The following is a 17350-nucleotide window of genomic DNA, read 5'->3' as shown; positions in this document are numbered from 1 at the left end:
CCACCGTCACTCGTGTCGAAACCACGGCGTCCGGTTCGACGTATCCGTGACGGACGGCCGTTTCGACGAGAGGATGTGACCATGCGTTTCGTGCTGATGGCGCTCGCCTGCGATGGCGAGGCGGCGGCGCTCGACTCCTACGAGCAGGAGCTGGTGCGCGCGGGGGTGCTGCTCGCCGCGGAGCCGCTGGAGCCCGCGGGGACCGGCGCGCGCATCCGGTTCGACGGGGAGGACCGCATCCTGAGCCGCATCCCCTCCGGCGCCCAGCCCGCCGACGACGCGGTGACGGCGATCTGGACGCTGCACACCGCGGGCGAGGACGAGGCTCTGGAATGGGCGCGGCGACTTCCGCTGACCCGCGGAACCGTGGAGGTGCGCCGGGTGGCGGGCGACGCGAGCCGATGACGGAGGAGGAACAGCCCGCGCGCACGGCCTCCGCCGAGGAGGCGCGGCGGACCGTCGAGTCGGTCTGGCGCATCGAGTCGGGACGGCTGATCGCGGGGCTGGCCCGGGTGACCGGCGACGTCGGCCTGGCCGAGGAGCTTGCTCAGGATGCCCTGGTCGCCGCCCTGGAGCAGTGGCCGGAGACCGGAGTGCCGCGGAATCCCGGCGCCTGGCTCACCACCGTCGCCAAACGCCGCGCCGTGGACGGCTGGCGCCGCCGGGAGCGGCTCGACGACCGGTACGCCGCCATCGCGCACCACCTGGAGCAGGAGCTCGGCGCCGACGACCCGGCCCGGGTGACCCAGGAGCCGATCGGCGACGACCTGCTCCGGCTCGTCTTCGTCGCCTGCCACCCCGTCCTGGCCCAGGCGTCGCGGGTCGCGCTCACGCTCAAACTGCTGGGCGGACTGTCGACCGAGGAGATCGCCCGGGCATTCCTCGTCCCGCCCGCCACCATGGCGCAGCGCATCGTACGGGCCAAGCGGACCCTCAGCGCCGCCGGCGTTCCGTTCGAGGTCCCGGAGCGCGCGGAGTTCGCCGAGCGCCTTGCGTCGGTGCTCGAGGTGATCTACCTGATCTTCAACGAGGGCTACTCGGCGACGGCGGGCGACGATTGGATGCGTCCCGACCTCTGCCGCGAAGCGCTCCGGCTCGGCCGCGTGCTCGCCGAGCTCACCCCGCGCGAGCCCGAGGTGCACGGGCTGGTCGCGCTGATGGAGTTCCAAGCGTCAAGGCTCGGAGCGCGGACCGCGGCCGACGGCTCGCCCGTGCTGCTGCAGGACCAGGACCGGTCCCGCTGGGATCGCCTCCTGATCGGCCGCGGAGTGGCGGCGCTCGAACGCTCCGACGCCCTGCGGCTGACCAGGCGACCCGCAGTTAGCCGCGGACCGTACGCCCTCCAGGCGGCGATCGCGGCCCGGCATGCGACCGCGCCGACCCCGGAGGCGACCGAGTGGGAGGAGATCGTGGCGCTCTACGGTGCGCTCGCCGAGCTTCGGCCGTCGGCGGTCGTCGAGCTCAACCGCGCAGTCGCGCTGTCGATGGCGTACGGCCCGGAGGCGGGCCTCGAGGTGGTCGACCGGCTCGCCATCGACGGTGCGCTCGAGTCGTACCACCTGCTCCCCTCGGTCAGGGCCGATCTGCTGCTGCGGCTGGGCCGCACTGCGGAGGCCGGCCAGGAGTTCCGGAGGGCCGCGGCGATGACCGGCAACGCGCGCGAGCGTGAGCTGCTGCTGGCGCGAGCCGAAGAATGCCTCTGAGTCGAACATCCTGAAGCCCCCGGCGCCGTCGGAGGGGTGAGACTGGGACCATGCGCGTGCTCCTCAAGCTGACGCTCGACTGCGACCCCGACGCCGCCTGGCGTGCCCTGCAGAGCCCGACCGCCTTCCGCGAGGTCGCGATGCCGTGGCTCGACTTCAGGTCGGACGAGCCGGGAGGGTTCCCCACGACCTGGGGCTCGGACCACCGCGTGCGGGTGAAGGCGCTCGGCGCGTTCACCGTCGGAACCCAGGCGATCCGGCTCGACACGCTGCGGTCGACCGATCCGCGCGAGCAGGCGACCCGCATCCTGCACGACAGCGGCGGAGGGACGGGCGGAGCGCTGGCCGCGATCCCGCACCTCGACCACCGCATGGCCATCGCCCCTGATCCGGCCGGGCCGGACGAGGACGGGCGGCTGCGGACGCTGTATCGCGACCAGCTGATCGTGCGGGCCGGAGTCCTCACGCCGTTCGCCTGGTACGCCTTCTGGGCGTTCTGGCAGTGGCGGGGAGTGCGCCTCCGCAAGCTGGCGCCCACCTGGGCTTACGATCCCGAAGTGCGGGAGCCGGACGAAACCGTCCCCGCAAGCGACCAGACAAAGGTGGAGCAGCCATGACGAACGCAGAACCGGCGACCGCCGGAGAGACGGACGACCGCCCCGCGCGCGCCGTCACCGCGGTGCAGACCGCCGACTGGCGCCGCCGCGTCTTCGCGCTGTACGCCTCCGTCCGTCGTCTGGCCGCGCACGACCCCGCCGAGGCGCACGCGCACTGGGTCTCCTGCCGCAACGACCTGTTCTCCTCGCATCCCGCTTCGCCGCTGCTGCCGGAGGACCGTGAGCGCTTCACCGGCCTCCCCGTGTCCTCCTACGACCCCGAATGGCGGTTCGAGCTGCCGATCCACCCGGCGGCCGAGGCCGTGCGAATGGATGTGGAGACCGGCACCGACGGCGTCGTGCCGTTCGAGCTGCTCGGCACCGTCCGCATCCCCTTCGCGGGGTCGCTCGACGTCTGGCGGCTCTCCTCCTACGGCGGCGGCCTGTTCGTGCCCGTGAAGGATGCGCTGGCCGGCCGCCCCGGCGGCACCTACGGGGGCGGGCGCTACCTGATCGACACGATCAAGGGCGCCGACCTCGGGCTCGACGCGGACGACGGCGAGGCATCGCTCGTGCTCGACTTCAACTTCGCGTACAACCCGTCGTGCGCCTACGACCCGGCGTGGGCGTGCCCGCTGGCGCAGGCCGGCAACACCCTCGCCGTCGAGGTGCCCGTCGGCGAGCGCTACGCCGGCACCGACGCGTACAGCTCCTGAGTTTTTCGCGCCAGCGACGGCGTGTCGGGCGAAAAAGTCAGGAACAGATGGCGGGGGTCGGGAGTGGGCGTCAGCGCGAGACCAGGGTGAGGCGCTGGGTCGGGCGGGTCATCGCGACGTAGAGGGACGCGGCGCCGCGCGGTGACTCGGCCGCGAGCGCATCCGGGTCGGCCAGCACGACGGCATCGAACTCGAGACCCTTCGCCTCGTAGCCGGTCAGTACCGCGATCGGGCGCCCGAGTCCGGAAGCGCCGCGACCGGCCGCATCGCCGAAACGTTCCAGCACGGCGGCAGACACCACTGGCAGGTCGGCCTTAGTCGTTATGACGGCGAGCGTTCCGCCTCCGTCGATCGCGCGGTCGCCGGCCACGGCCTCAGCAACAGCGGCGCCGAGCGCGTCGGGATCCCGGCTCTCGGCCTGCACGCGCAGGATCGGCCAGTCGCCCTCCCGGACCGCCCGCGTCGGCGTGATCGGAAGGCCCGCCTGCGTCGCGATGCGCTCGGCCTCGCGGGTGATCTGCGCGGGCGTCCGGTAGTTGACCGTCAACTCCTCCAAGCGCCACGCATCCTTGAACACCGGATTGAGCGCCTCCTGCCAGCTGGACGCGCCGGCCGCGGAGGCGACCTGGGCGATGTCGCCGACGATCGTGAACGACTTCATCGGGCAGCGCCGCACGAGCACGCGCCACTGCATGGGCGACAGCTCCTGCGCCTCATCGACGACCACGTGCCCGTACGTCCAGCTGCGGTCGGCTGCCGCTCGCTCCGCGGTCGTGCCGCGCTCGGCCTGCTCGGCGAAGCCGTCGGCCAGCTGCTCGGGGCTGACGAGCCCCTGCACTCCCATGTTGCGGATAGCCGCCTTGGCGTTCTCCAGGTCGCGCTTGCGCTGTCTGTCGCGCTCGCGGTCCACCGCATCCTGCCGCCCGGGGAAGTCGCCGAGCAGCTCTGCCGCCTCGTCGAGCAGCGGCACGTCGGAGACGGTGAACGGCGCGGTGCGCTCGCGGCGCAGGGCGTCCCGCTGCTGCGGGGACCAGCGCGGGGCCAGCTCGGCGAGCCACGCGGGTCGCGCGTAGAGGTCCTGGAGCAGCTTCTGCGGCGTCAGCGGCAGCCAGGCCGTGTTCAGCAGGACCCGCACGTCGTACGAGGTGCGGAGATCCTCATGCAGCACCTTCAGGTCGGCATCGTCGATGGTCGAGCCGGATGCACGCAGCTGCGCGGCGAGCTGCTCGGTCAGTTCGGCCAGCGCGTGCTTCACGAACGTCACGCGGGCGACATTGTGCGGCTTCCCGGTGCGCTGCGCCTTCGCCATGGCGCGGTGGATGAGGTCCGGCGCCACCACCAGGCGCTCGTTGTCGACGACGATGGTCTGCTCCTGATCCGGAGCCTTCTGCCGCGACTTCACGGCGCGGGCGAGCAGCCGGGCCATCTGCGCCGAACCCTTGAGGATGGCAGCCTCCGGCGCATCGTCGGCCGTCGCCTCCACGCCCGGGAAGAGCTCACCCAGCGTGGACATGACGACGCCCGTCTCGCCCAGCGACGGCAGAACCGCCTCGATGTAGCGCAGGAAGGCGGTCGACGGCCCGACCACCAGGACACCGGACGTGCTCAGCCGTTGACGGTTCGCATACAGCAGGTAGGCGGCGCGGTGCAGCGCGACAGCGGTCTTGCCGGTGCCCGGGCCGCCCTGCACCACGAGAGCGCCGCGCAGGTCGGAGCGGATGATGCGATCCTGCTCGGCCTGGATCGTGGCGACGATGTCGTGCATCCTGCCGGTCCGCTGTGCGGTGAGCGCCGCCAGCAGTGCACCCTCGCCCTGCACCTGCTCCCCGGCGCGGTCGCCATTGAGCAGCGCCTCGTCGAACACCTCGTCGTCGATGCGGGTGACCTGGCGGCCCGTCATCGTGAGGTGGCGACGGGCGCGGACACCCATCGGCTCGTTCCCGGTCGCCTGGTAGAAGGCGCCCGCCTGCTGGGCGCGCCAATCCACGAGCAGCGAGCGCTGGTCGTCGTCCCGCAGGCCCACCCGACCGATGTAGCGGTGGTCAGAGCCGTCCACCGGCTCCTGCAACAGCAGCCGCCCGAACACGAGTCGCGCATCCACGTCGCGCAGCTGCGTGAGTTGATCCTCATAGAGGCGCGCGAAAGCGTCTCGCTCGCTGCGCGCCTGATGGTTGCTCCCGACGCTGTCGCGGCGCACGCGGGCCAGCCGTTCCTCCGTCTCGGCGCGCAGCTCATCCAGCCTCTGATAGAGCCCCGCGACCACGGCGCGTTCGCGTTCGAGCTCTGACTCCAGCACGCCCATGGCCACCTCTCGATTCCGGGCCGACAGTCTACGACCTTCCGATGTGAACGCGCTCCCAGCACTCGTTCGGCCGTATGCCCTAGACTGAAGGCTGCGGGCCATGTTGCCCGCTGCGTCGTAGAACGCTTCGCGTCGCGCCGGGCCAACGCCCCGCACGCTTCTCTTCATACGGCGAACGATCGCGCCGCTCGGTGCGCTCGCCACCCAGCCCGGTCCGCCGTATGCCGACCGGGACGATGCCCGAAAGGCACACCCCTTGACTCAGACTTTCGCCGAACTCGGCGTACCCGCGCCCCTCGTCGCCGTTCTCGCGGCCGACGGCAAGACCGACGCGTTCCCCATCCAGGCCGACACCCTCCCCGACGCCCTCGCGGGCAAGGATGTGCTGGGCCGCGGCAAGACCGGCTCCGGCAAGACCATCGCCTTCGCCCTGCCCCTCGTCGCCCGCCTCGGCACGGTGCTCGCCGGCGGCCGCCGCCGGCCCGGACGCCCGCTCGCGCTGGTGCTCGCCCCGACCCGCGAACTGGCCACCCAGATCGCCGCCACCTTCCGCCCGCTGGCCGACGCCTACGGGATGCGCGTCTCGACCGTCTTCGGCGGCGTCTCGCAGAACAAGCAGGTCGCCGAGCTGAAGGCCGGCGTCGACGTGCTCGTCGCCTGCCCCGGCCGCCTCGAAGACCTCATGAAGCAGGGCTTCGTCTCCCTCGACGCGGTCGAGATCACTGTGCTCGACGAGGCGGACCACATGGCCGACCTCGGCTTCCTGCCGGTCGTCACCCGCATCATGACCGCCACGCCGAAGGACGGGCAGCGCCTGCTGTTCTCCGCCACGCTCGACAACGGCGTGGACAAGCTGGTCACGCGCTTCCTGCACTCCCCGGTGCTGCACTCCGTCGACGACGAGAACAGCCCCGTCGAGGCGATGACCCACCACGTGCTGCAGGTCGACTCGACCGACGAGAAGAAGGACCTCGTGGAGGCGCTCGCCTCGGGCACCGGCCGCCGCATCCTCTTCACCCGCACCAAGCACCAGGCGAAGAAGCTCGCCAAGCAGCTGACCGCGTCCGGCATCCCGGCCGTCGACCTCCACGGCAACCTCGCGCAGGGCGCCCGTGACCGCAACCTCGCCGCATTCGGCGACGGCAGCGTCAAGGTGCTCGTCGCGACCGACGTCGCCGCGCGCGGTGTCCACGTCGACAACGTCGAGCTCGTCGTGCACGTCGACCCGCCGGCCGAGCACAAGGCGTACCTGCACCGCTCCGGCCGCACGGCCCGCGCCGGCAGCGCCGGTGACGTCGTCACCGTCATGATGTCGTCGCAGGCGAGTGACGTGAAGACGCTCCTCAAGAAGGCCGCGATCGCGGCGACCCCGCAGCGGGTCACTGCCTCCTCCCCCGCGGTCGTCACCCTCGTCGGCGACGTCGCGCCCCGCGTGGCGCCGTCGCTGCACGAGCAGCGGCCCGCCGGTGGCGGCGGAACATCGCAGGGCGCGAACGCGCAGCGCAAGCGCGCACGGCGCGCGGGCGGCCAGGGCAACGGCGGAGCTGCGAACGGTGGCGCCGGCAACGGCGGCCGTGGCGGCAACGCCGGCGGCCGTGGCGGTCGCCAGGGCGGCGGCTCCGGCCAGGGCGACGCTGCGGCGGCCGGCACTGCGGGCGGTTCGCGCCGTCGCGGCGGCCAGCGTCCGGCGGGCGCTCAGCAGAGCGGCGCCCCGCGCACCGGCGGCCAGCGTGACGGCGGATCCCGCTCCGGCGGCGCACCCCGCGCCACCGCTGCACGCGGCGGCGAGGCCTCCGTGCGTCGCGGCAACGGCTCGCGCCGCGCCCAGGGCTGAGTCCCGACACTTCGGCGAGCGCCCGGCCCTTCGGGGTCGGGCGCTCGCTGCGTTTCCGGTGCTCGGCGGTCGGCGTTGGCGTTTCGCCTGGCGCTACGCCGCGAGCCGCTCGACGCCGGCGATGACGCCCTCGATGAGAACGGCGTAGCTGCGATCGAGGTCGTCCGGCAGACCGAAGCCGCCACCCAGTTCGAGCGTGACGAAGCCGTGGATGGCGCTGCGGAGCATCCGGATCGCATCCACCAGCTCGTCCTCGGGCAGTCCGAAGCCGCGCAACACACCGGCCAGCACGGTCACGGTCTCCTGGGCCCGCGCGACCAACTCCGCGTCCGCCGGATCGACACCGTGCGGAGCCACCTGGGCGGCGGCATACCGGCCGGGATGCCGGTGTGCGAACGCGCGCACTGCATCGGCGGCGGCGCGAACCGCCTCGGGACCGGCCCGGCCGATCGTCGCACCGGCGAGGACGCGGGTGAGTTCGCTCACCGATTCGATCGCCACGAGCCGGCGCACGTCGCCGAGCGAAGCCACATGCTTGTACAGGCTCGGGACAGCGACGCCGGCGCGCCCGGCCACGGCCGCCAGGGTGAGGCGATCGAAGCCGTCGGCGCCCCCCTCGTCGACCAGGTCGACGGCCACCGCAGCCACGGCCGCCCGGGTCAAGCCGGCCCTAGGCACCGGTCGTCCACTCCGAGCCGTCGGCCGTCCGCCGCTGAGCGAGAAACGCCAGCGTCCCCGGCACCGTGATGTCGGGACGCTGTGCGTGCGGGTAGTGCGCCGCGTCCGGCACGCGGACGACCTGCGCGCCGATGGACTCCATCCACTCGCACTCCGCCGCGACATCGCGGAAGTCAGGATCGCGGTCGCCCACGTACGCCAGCATCGGCGCCTGGACCTCCGGCAGCCGCGGCTCGACGACCGAGTGGGTGAGCTGCAGGGTGAGCCGGCGGAAGGCGCGCAGCCGGCCCGGCTCCGACAGAGACGCGCGAATGTCGGCGGTGTGCGCCTCCAGCCAGGGCACCGTGCGGCCCCGGTTCAGGATGCGGCGGTAGTAGCCGGCCCACGCCGCGGCTCCCCAGGGCCGGGCGAACAGGACGCGGTACATCACGTGGATCAGTCCGGTGACGGCTCCGCTCATGACGGGGTCGCGAAGCAGCGGGCCGTAGAAGACGAGGCCTGCGACGAGGTCGGGGCGCTCGGCCGCCGCCCACGCGGCAGCGGCGGCGCCCATCGAGTTGCCGAGCACGACGGCGGGGCCGCCCAGTTCGTCGATCAACGCGATGAGGTCTCTGGCCGTCGCGATGTCGCCGAACTCGGCGAAGGTCGTGTCGGAGTCGCCGTGCGCCCGGAGGTCGGTGACCGCGACCCGGTAGCCCGCTTCGAGCAGCGGCTCGACGAGCTCACGGAAGCTGGAGCGGAGGTCGCCCATGCCGGGGACCGCCACGACGAGAGGACCTTCGCCCTCGACGGTGTAGCTCACGCGCCCCTCGGGGCGCTGCAGGTAGCGGACCTGCGATTCGACGGAAGTGTTCATAGCCGTAAAGCTAATACCATTAGCCGGAAAGCACAATACCTTTCCCGCATCCGGCGAAAGGGTCGATGTGGACGGACGTCAGGCGATGCGACCCAGGGACGCCATGGCGGCTTTCACCAACGCGCTCCGACCGCCCTCCAACTCCTCGGACACCGTCACGGACGTCGCCTCCTCCGGCGTCATCCACGTCAGCTCCAGAGCATCCTGCCGTGGCTCGCACGTCCCGGTGACGGGCACCACGTAGGCCAGGGAGACGGCGTGCTGCCGTTCGTCGGTGTACGGGGACACCCCTGGCATCGGAAAGTACTCGGCCACCTGGAACGGCACAGGGCTCGCCGGAAGCTGCGGGAACGCCATGGGCCCGAGGTCTTTCTCGAGGTGACGGAACAGCGCCTCACGCAGCGTCTCCCCGTACATCACGCGTCCGGAGACGAGGGTGCGGGTCATCTGTCCCACCGCATTCGCCCGCAGCAGGATGCCGACCTCCGTCACCTGGCCGAGGCCGTCCACCCTCACGGGTACCGCCTCCACGTACAGCAGAGGGAGCCGGCGGCGGACCTGCTCCAGCTCGATGTCGGACAGCCAGGCGGGGCCCGGACGCGGGCCGTCGCCGGGCAGCGGGTCGGGCGTGGGGTCCGGATCCGGGGTGCGTACGCTCATGCATGAATCCTACGGACGTGCGCAGCCCCGGCCTACGAGGGACAGAACTTCCTGTGGATGAGCGGCACTCCGACGGGGGCTGTGGACGAATCCCCGCGGGGGCAGACAATGGAGGGTGCCGTTTCCCACTCCCGACCTGCGCATCGACCGCGACGCCGTCCTGTGGTCCGCCTCCGAACGCGACCGGGCCGGGCGTCCACTGCTGATCCTCCTGCACGGTTATGCGTCCGACGAGGCCGACCTGTTCGGCATCGCCGCCTATCTTCCGCTGGAGCCGGTGATCGCGTCGCTTCGCGCCCCGATTCCCGAGGGCTCCGGTTTCGCGTGGTTCTCTCGGTTCACGAACGTCGCCGGCGATCCGCTCGCCGGCAATGCGGACGCGGCGGCGCGAGCCGTCCTCGAGTGGCTCGATGAGCAGCCCCGCGTGCCGACCGGCCTGCTCGGCTTCTCGCAGGGCGGCGCGATGGCGCTGCAGCTGCTCCGCCTCGCCCCCGAGCGCTTCGACTATGCGGTTCAGCTGTCGGGCTTCGTCGTGAAAGGCAGCCAGCCGGGGGATGCGGAGCTCGCCGAGTCGCGCGTGCCCGTGTTCTGGGGCCGCGGAACGCTCGACGACACGATCCCGACGGCATCCCTCGATCGGACGACCGAGTGGCTGCCGGGCCACGCATCCCTCGACGCCCGAATTTATGAGGGGATGGGTCACGCCATCTCGCCCCTGGAGCTGGGCGACATCTCGTCGTTCATCCGCGGGAACCTTCCGCGCTGAGGCGTCGCGCCTATCCGCCCTGCCCGGCGTGGGTCCGGCGGAAGCGTGCCGGGGTGTCCCCGACCTCGGCCCGGAACGCGCGCGTGAAGGCCGCCTCCGAGCGGTAGCCGACCCGCGAGCCGACGGCGGCGACCGTCAGCCCCGACCCGAGCAGGAGGTCGGAGGCGGCCATCATGCGCACCCGCGTCAGAAACTTTCCGAAGCTCATCCCCGTCGCCGACGGGAAGTAGCGGAAGAACGATGCGCGCGAGATCATCGCCCGCCTGCTCGCCTTCTCCACGGACCAGTCGGCGCCTGGCTCCTCGACGACCTCCCTGATGACGGCGCCGATGCGCGGATCGGAGGCCGCCGTCCAGAACGGGTCATGCGCCCCGGCTCCGGGCGACGACCGGAGGACCAGAGCGAGCAGGACGGTGCAGAAGGCGGACATGATGGCGGACGATCCGGCCCCGTCGATCTCGGCTTCCCTGCGCATCAGGGCACTGAGCTGGGTCAGGACCGAGCGACCCTCCTCGGACCGGAACAAGGAGACGTGCATGGGCGTCGGCAGCGAGGAGAAGAGCAGGGATCCGGCGCCCGGTGCGACGCTGTAGTGGCCGCAGAACAGATCGATGACAGCATCCGACCCGTCCGAACTGGTGGTCACGGCGAAGGTCCGCCCCGGCGCATCGCTCGTCGTCCGCATCCGACCTGCTCCCGCGGTGAGGATGCGATGCCGGCCGCCCGACGGGATGACGACGACATCTCCCGCGGTCATGGAGTAGAGGGAACCCTCGACCTCGAGCTGGCACTTCCCTTCCAGCAGGACGTGGAAGGGGACCTCGCGTTCGCCGTACAGCACATCCATCCGGGTCGCGCCACCGAGAAGGCAGCGCTTGTCGAGGGTCGCCCGGAGCCGGGCCAGTCCCAGCAAACGGCTGATGTCATCCATGCTGAGACTTTAGAGCAGCTTTCTGAGGTCCGACACACTATTTGTCGCGGGCCGATCGGATCACACTCGGTGCATGGACACCACGACAGCACTCACCGCCGACGTCCTCGTTCTGGGATTCGGCAAGGGCGGGAAGACCGCCGCGCACGCATTGACCGACGCTGGAAAGCGCGTCATCCTCATCGAGCAGTCGGAGGAGATGTATGGGGGCACCTGCCCGAACGTCGGCTGCGTCCCGACCAAGATGCTCGTCCACTACTCCAACTCGAAGCGGCTGGAGGACGAGGCCCAGGAGTTCTTCGCCAATTCGATCGAGGGAGTCCGGGCCCTCACCAGCGCCTTCCGCGCGGGCAACCTCGAGGCCCTCGACGGGAAGGACTCGGCGACGGTGATCACCGGGCGTGCCCGCTTCGTCGACGACCACACCGTCACCGTCGGAGAAGGTGCGGACCGGATCACCATCACCGCGCCGACGATCCTCATCAACAGCGGATCCGTTCCCATCGAGCCAGACATCGCGGGTGTCTCGGAGAGCGTGCACCGGGTCAGCAGTACGGACCTCACGCGGGCCGACAGGCTCCCCGGCCACCTCGTCATCATCGGCGGCGGCTACCTCGGGCTCGAATTCGCCTCCATCTATCGTCATTTCGGCTCGCAGGTGACCATCCTCGAAGCTGCCGATCGTCTCCTTCCGAAGGAGGACGACGACATCGCCGAGGTGGCCACGGGCATCCTCGCGGGCGAGGGGATCACGATCGTCACCGGCGCCCGCGTCACGGCCGTCCGCGATCAGGACGGAGGCGCCGCCATCACCTACGAGAGTGCTGGGCGGACGACGACCGTCGAAGCGGATGCCTTCCTCGCCGCCACCGGCCGGCGTCCTGCGACCGACGGGCTGGGACTGGAGGCCGCAGGCGTCGAGACGACCGCCCGCGGAGCCGTCGTGGTCGACGAGCGCCTCCGGACCAGCCGTCCGCACATCTTCGCCCTAGGCGACGTCACCGGCGGTCCGCAGTTCACCTACGTCTCCCTGGATGATGCGCGCATCGTGCTCGATCAGCTGCTCGGCGACGGGACGCGCAGCACGGCCGATCGGGTGGCCGTGCCGCGCACACTCTTCATCACCCCTCCGCTGGCGACGGTGGGCCTGACGGAGCGGGAGGCTCGCGCAGCCCGGCTGAACTTCCGGGTCGCTCGCAAGAACGTCGCCGACATCGTGGCGATGCCGAGGGCGTACACAGTCGAAGAGACGCGTGGGGTGATGAAGTTCATCCTGGATGCGGACACCGATCTCATCCTCGGAGCGGCGATCCTCAGCATCGACGCCCAGGAGGTCATCAACACCGTGGCCCTCGCCATGCGTCAGAACGTGACCGCGACGCAGCTGAAGACGGCGATCTACACGCACCCGAGCACGACGGAGGCCTTCAACGAGGTCTTCGACGCGATCGTGTCCTGATCGTCCACAGCGAACGCACGCTGAGCGTTATCCACCGGTCCTCGCCCATCCGCTGCCACTGTCGGCGGCCGGGTGCAGGATGGAGGGATGGGCGACGTCCTCGATCGATTCTCCCCCGCGACCCGAGAGTGGTTCCGCGGGGCGTTCGCCGCGCCCACCCCTGCGCAGGAGGGCGCGTGGGGGGCGATCTCGCACGGTAAGCACGCGCTGGTGATCGCCCCGACCGGCTCGGGCAAGACCCTGGCGTCGTTCCTGTGGGCGATCGATCGGCTCGCGAGCGAGCCACGGCCGGCGGACGGCAAGCCCGGCACGCGGGTCCTCTACATCTCGCCGCTGAAGGCGCTCGGCGTGGATGTCGAGCGCAACCTCCGCGCTCCGCTCGTCGGCGTCACACAGACGGCCAAACGCCTCGGGTCCGAGCCGCCGCATGTGAGCGTCGGCGTGCGCTCGGGCGACACTCCGGCCTCCGACCGGCGGGCCCTCGTCTCGAACCCGCCGGACATCCTGATCACGACGCCCGAGTCGCTGTTCCTCATGCTCACCTCGCAGGCGCGCGAGACCCTGACCTCCGTCGAGACGGTCATCGTCGACGAGGTGCACGCCGTCGCGGCCACCAAGCGTGGAGCGCACCTCGCGCTGTCGCTGGAGCGCCTCGACGCGTTGCTCGAACGGCCGGCGCAGCGGATCGGGCTCTCGGCGACCGTCCGGCCGCCAGAAGAGGTGGCGCGATTCCTGGCCGGTAACGCGCCCGTGGAGGTCGTGGCGCCTCCGGCGGGCAAGCGCTTCGACCTCCGGGTCGTCGTACCGGTCGAAGACATGAGCGAGCTCGGCACGTCGACGTACGCCAGCGAGAACCCGGGTGATGGTTCTCCGCCGCAGGCGGGCTCGATCTGGCCGCACGTCGAGGAGGCCATCGTCGACCGCGTGCTCGAGAACCGGTCGACCATCGTCTTCGCGAACTCGCGGCGCCTGGCCGAGCGCCTCACCGCGCGGTTCAACGAGATCTACGAGGAGCGCGTGCTGGGCGGCTCGGCGGGCGATCCTCCGCGTCGCGCACCGGCCGAGCTCATGGGCGGGTCCGGGCAGACGCGTGGGTCGCAGGCGGTCGCCGATGCGGAGACGCTGGTGCTCGCCCGCGCCCACCACGGTTCCGTCAGCAAGGAGCAGCGGGCGCTCATCGAAGACGACCTCAAGTCCGGGCGGCTGCGCTGCGTGGTCGCGACCTCCAGCCTCGAACTCGGCATCGACATGGGCGCCGTCGACCTGGTCGTCCAGGTCGAGGCGCCGCCGTCGGTCGCGAGCGGTCTGCAGCGCGTCGGACGCGCCGGTCACCAGGTCGGCGAGATCTCCCGCGGAGTCGTGTTTCCCAAGCACCGGGCAGACCTCATCCACTCGGCCGTGGCCACCGAGCGGATGACGGCGGGGCTCATCGAGTCGATCAAGGTCCCGGCCAACCCGCTCGACATCCTCGCCCAGCAGACCGTGGCTGCCACGGCCCTCGAACCGATCGACGCGGACGACTGGTTCGACACCGTCCGGCGCAGCGCGCCCTTCTCCACCCTCCCGCGGAGCGCCTACGACGCCACCCTCGACCTGCTCGCCGGCCGCTACCCGTCGGATGAGTTCGCCGAGCTGCGGCCGCGCGTCGTGTGGGATCGCGACACAGGCGTGATCACCGGACGGCCGGGAGCGCAGCGACTGGCGGTCACGAGCGGCGGCACCATCCCCGACCGCGGCATGTTCGGCGTCTACATGGTCGGCGAGAAGGCCAGCCGGGTCGGCGAGCTCGACGAGGAGATGGTCTACGAGTCGCGCGTCGGCGATGTCTTCGCCCTCGGGTCGACCAGCTGGCGCATCCAGGAGATCACGCACGACCGGGTGCTCGTGACACCTGCCTTCGGCGAACCGGGCCGCCTGCCGTTCTGGAAGGGCGACGGCCTGGGCCGCCCCGCGGAACTGGGCAAGGCGGTCGGAGCGTTCACCCGCGAACTCAGCAGCGCCTCCCCCGCCGATGCGGAACTGCGGTGCGTCGAGGCGGGTCTCGACGCCTGGGCGACCGCGAACCTGTTGGCGTTCCTGCGCGAGCAGAAAGAGGCGACCGGCCACGTTCCGACCGACCGCACGCTCGTCGTGGAGCGCTTCCGCGACGAGCTCGGAGACTGGCGGGTCGTGCTGCATTCCCCGTACGGCATGCAAGTGCATTCGCCGTGGGCGTTGGCGGTCCAGGCGCGTGTGCGGGAGCGGTACGGGATCGATGCGGGGGCGATGGCGGCCGACGATGGGATCGTGGTGCGCATCCCGGACACCGAGGCGCAGCCTCCCGGCGGCGAGCTGTTCGTATTCGAGCCACAGGAGCTCGACGAGCTCGTGACCGCCGAGGTAGGCGGCTCCGCGCTCTTCGCCTCGCGGTTCCGTGAGTCGGCAGCGCGCGCTCTGCTGCTCCCGAAGTACAACCCGGGCAAGCGTTCGCCGCTGTGGCAGCAGCGTCAGAAGGCGGCGCAGCTGCTGGATGTGGCACGCAAGTACCCGAGCTTCCCCATCATCCTGGAGACCATCCGGGAGGTGCTGCAGGATGTGTACGATCTCGGGGCTCTGACCGAGGTGGCCACCCAGATCGAGCAGCGCAGCATCCGCATCGTCGAGGCCGCGACCGAGACGGCATCGCCCTTCGCTCGGTCACTGCTGTTCGGATATGTCGCTGCGTTCATGTACGAGGGCGACAGCCCACTCGCCGAGCGCAGAGCCGCAGCGCTGTCGCTCGACGCCGGGCTCCTCGCGGAACTTCTGGGCCGTGCCGAGCTGAGGGAGCTGCTCGACCCGGCCGTCATCGAGCGGGTCGAACTGCAACTCCAGCGGCTGGCGCCCGACCGTCGCGTGCGCGGCGTTGAAGGTGTCGCCGACCTGCTGCGCCTCCTCGGTCCCCTGTCGGTGGACGAGGTCGCCGAGCGACTGGAAGGCGAGGCCGAGGCTGCGAGCGCCGCCGCCGAGACCGGTGCGGCGACCGAGCCGACCGATGAGTCGCTCGCCTCTGCGCCGCACGCCGACCGCGCGACGGCCGGCGCGCACCTCGCGACGTTGGTGGACACGCACCGGGCGTTGGCCGTGAACATCGCCGGCACCGAGCGATTCGCCGCGATCGAGGATGCCGCCCGCCTGCGCGATGCTCTGGGCGTCCCGCTGCCGATCGGAGTGCCGGTCGCCTTCATCGAGCCCGTCGACGATCCCCTCGGCGACCTGGTCGGCCGGTTCGCCCGCACCCACGGCCCGTTCGAGACGGCCGACATCTCCTCGCGACTCGGGCTGGGTCCGGCGATCGTGCACGACGCTCTACGTCGCCTCGCGCGCGACGGGCGGGTCGTGGAGGGCGAGTTCCGGCCGCACGCACACGGAAGCGAATGGAGCGACGCCGAGGTGCTGCGGCGCCTGCGGCGGATGTCGCTCGCCGCGCTCCGGCACGAAGTCGAGCCGGTCGACACCATCACGTTCGGCCGGTTCCTGCCCGAGTGGCAGCACGTCGGCTCGACCCTGCGCGGCGTGGACGCCGTCGCGTCGGTGATCGAGCAGCTTGCCGGGGCGCGCATCCCGGCCTCGGCGTGGGAATCGCTCATCCTGCCGAGCCGCGTCGCCGACTACAGCCCCGCCATGCTCGACGAGCTCACGGCGACCGGCGAAGTGATCTGGGCCGGCGACGGCAGCCTCCCCGGCGACGACGGCTGGATCAGCCTGCACCTGGCCGACTCCGCCCCGCTCACCCTGGCGCCGCCGTCGGACCATGAGCCCGACGAGTTGCAGCGCGGCATCCTCGAGGCGCTCGCGCGCGGCGGGGGCTACTTCTTCCGTCAGCTGTCGGACACGCTGGGCGCCGAGCGCGGGTCGGCGATCGACGACTCCGAGCTGGTGACGGCCCTGTGGGATATGGTCTGGGCGGGCCGCATCACCAACGACACCCTCGCCCCGCTCCGCACGCTCACCGCGGGCGGTTCCGGCGCCCACAAGCGGCCACGCCAGCCGACGAGAGCGCGGATGTACCGCGGCCGCACCACCACGCGTTCGGCGATGGTCACCCGGATGGGCCCGCCGACCGTCGCCGGGAGATGGTCGGTCCTTCCGGAACGCGACCTGGACTCGACGGTGCGCGCCCACGGGCAGGCCGAGACGCTGCTCGATCGCTACGGCGTCGTCACCCGCGGCTCGGTGATGAACGAAGGCACGCCCGGTGGATTCGCCCTCGCCTACAAGGTCCTCAGCGGGTTCGAGGAGACCGGTCGGGCGCGCCGGGGCTACTTCATCGAGACTCTGGGCGGGGCGCAGTTCGCCAGCGGAGCGACGGTCGACCGGCTGCGCTCGTTCGCTCGCGACCACACGCAGGAGCGGCCGTACGAGGCCGTCGCCCTCGCCGCGACCGACCCCGCGAACGCATACGGCGCAGCTCTCCCGTGGCCGGCCGCGCCGGCAGAGAGCGGCACCGGACACCGTCCAGGCCGGAAGGCCGGGGCGCTCGTCGTGCTGGTCGACGGCGAGCTCGCGCTGTACGTCGAGCGCGGCGGAAAGAGCCTGCTCTGTTTCGTGGCGGGCGCGACCGGGTCCGAGGCCGAGGCAGCCGCGGCGGCCGACACCGTGCAGCCGGGCGAGGAGGACGCACGGCGGGTCCTCGCGGCGGCCGCCCGGGCGCTCGCGGCGCTCGTCACCTCGCGTCGCGTCGACAAGCTCGCGGTGGAGACGGTCAACGGCGGCTTCGTTCTCGGCTCACCGGTCGGCGCTGCTCTCGCCGAGGCCGGATTCCTCGCCACCCCGCGCGGATTGCGGCTCCGCGGATGAGGCGGGGACTCCCCGCGCCGCGGGCATCCAG

General features: G+C 71.6%; 13 protein-coding genes. 8 read left to right on the top strand and 5 right to left on the bottom strand.

Translation table 11 applies throughout. The annotated features are described in order from the left end of the window. Nucleotides 1-81 precede the first annotated feature (81 nt). From AB4Z18_RS03425 to AB4Z18_RS03410, 4 genes are read left to right on the top strand one after another with little or no spacing between them, the layout of a single operon-like run. Nucleotides 82-405 carry a YciI family protein gene (locus tag AB4Z18_RS03425; RefSeq protein WP_441781302.1) on the top strand — a complete coding sequence of 108 codons (324 nt, stop codon included), beginning with the start codon at nucleotides 82-84 and terminating at the stop codon, nucleotides 403-405. After that, entirely contained in the window at nucleotides 402-1703 is a 1302-nt protein-coding gene (locus AB4Z18_RS03420) for an RNA polymerase sigma factor (RefSeq protein ID WP_441781301.1), read from the top strand. The genes AB4Z18_RS03425 and AB4Z18_RS03420 overlap by 4 nt, the downstream gene beginning before the upstream one ends. A 50-nt stretch (nucleotides 1704-1753) precedes the next feature. Next, a complete protein-coding gene (locus AB4Z18_RS03415) occupies nucleotides 1754-2320 on the top strand; it encodes a hypothetical protein (RefSeq protein WP_441781300.1) in 567 nt (188 codons plus the stop codon). Then, nucleotides 2317-3015: a DUF1684 domain-containing protein gene (locus AB4Z18_RS03410; protein WP_441781299.1), complete on the top strand. Its 699-nt coding sequence runs from the start codon at nucleotides 2317-2319 to the stop codon at nucleotides 3013-3015. The genes AB4Z18_RS03415 and AB4Z18_RS03410 overlap by 4 nt, the downstream gene beginning before the upstream one ends. A 70-nt stretch (nucleotides 3016-3085) precedes the next feature. Here AB4Z18_RS03410 and AB4Z18_RS03405 read toward each other — a convergent pair whose 3' ends face one another. Continuing rightward, on the bottom strand, nucleotides 3086-5317 hold the full coding sequence (locus AB4Z18_RS03405; protein WP_441781298.1) for a HelD family protein: 2232 nt from the start codon (nucleotides 5315-5317) through the stop codon (nucleotides 3086-3088). 256 nt (nucleotides 5318-5573) lie between these two features. Between AB4Z18_RS03405 and AB4Z18_RS03400 the strand changes: the two genes are divergently transcribed. Then, a complete protein-coding gene (locus AB4Z18_RS03400; RefSeq protein ID WP_441781297.1) occupies nucleotides 5574-7151 on the top strand; it encodes a DEAD/DEAH box helicase in 1578 nt (525 codons plus the stop codon). Nucleotides 7152-7244: 93 nt separating this feature from the next. On the opposite strand, the gene AB4Z18_RS03395 is transcribed toward AB4Z18_RS03400, so the two are convergent. The 3 genes from AB4Z18_RS03395 to AB4Z18_RS03385 all read right to left on the bottom strand — a co-directional run bounded on the left by AB4Z18_RS03395 (nucleotide 7245) and on the right by AB4Z18_RS03385 (nucleotide 9345). Beyond that, on the bottom strand, nucleotides 7245-7814 hold the full coding sequence (locus tag AB4Z18_RS03395; RefSeq protein ID WP_441781296.1) for a TetR-like C-terminal domain-containing protein: 570 nt from the start codon (nucleotides 7812-7814) through the stop codon (nucleotides 7245-7247). Nucleotides 7815-7821: 7 nt separating this feature from the next. Beyond that, on the bottom strand, nucleotides 7822-8685 hold the full coding sequence (locus AB4Z18_RS03390) for an alpha/beta fold hydrolase (RefSeq protein WP_441781295.1): 864 nt from the start codon (nucleotides 8683-8685) through the stop codon (nucleotides 7822-7824). 78 nt (nucleotides 8686-8763) lie between these two features. Continuing rightward, nucleotides 8764-9345 (bottom strand): NUDIX hydrolase family protein, encoded by a 582-nt coding sequence (locus AB4Z18_RS03385; protein ID WP_441781294.1) that lies wholly within the window; start codon nucleotides 9343-9345, stop codon nucleotides 8764-8766. Nucleotides 9346-9460: 115 nt separating this feature from the next. On the opposite strand from AB4Z18_RS03385, the gene AB4Z18_RS03380 reads away from it, so the two are divergent. Next, a complete protein-coding gene (locus AB4Z18_RS03380; protein ID WP_441781293.1) occupies nucleotides 9461-10111 on the top strand; it encodes an alpha/beta hydrolase in 651 nt (216 codons plus the stop codon). A 10-nt stretch (nucleotides 10112-10121) separates the two neighbouring features. Here AB4Z18_RS03380 and AB4Z18_RS03375 read toward each other — a convergent pair whose 3' ends face one another. Then, nucleotides 10122-11042 (bottom strand): AraC family transcriptional regulator, encoded by a 921-nt coding sequence (locus AB4Z18_RS03375; protein WP_441781292.1) that lies wholly within the window; start codon nucleotides 11040-11042, stop codon nucleotides 10122-10124. A 73-nt stretch (nucleotides 11043-11115) separates the two neighbouring features. Between AB4Z18_RS03375 and AB4Z18_RS03370 the strand changes: the two genes are divergently transcribed. Beyond that, nucleotides 11116-12501 (top strand): dihydrolipoyl dehydrogenase family protein, encoded by a 1386-nt coding sequence (locus AB4Z18_RS03370; RefSeq protein ID WP_441781291.1) that lies wholly within the window; start codon nucleotides 11116-11118, stop codon nucleotides 12499-12501. Nucleotides 12502-12588: 87 nt separating this feature from the next. Then, a complete protein-coding gene (locus AB4Z18_RS03365; protein WP_441781290.1) occupies nucleotides 12589-17319 on the top strand; it encodes an Lhr family ATP-dependent helicase in 4731 nt (1576 codons plus the stop codon). Nucleotides 17320-17350: the final 31 nt, after the last annotated feature.

Origin of the sequence: Leifsonia sp. 2TAF2, assembly GCF_052115085.1 — a bacterium.
Lineage (GTDB): Bacteria > Actinomycetota > Actinomycetes > Actinomycetales > Microbacteriaceae > Leifsonia.
Note: the sequence above shows the minus strand (reverse complement) of the source record. Positions and strands in the feature narration are given on the sequence as shown.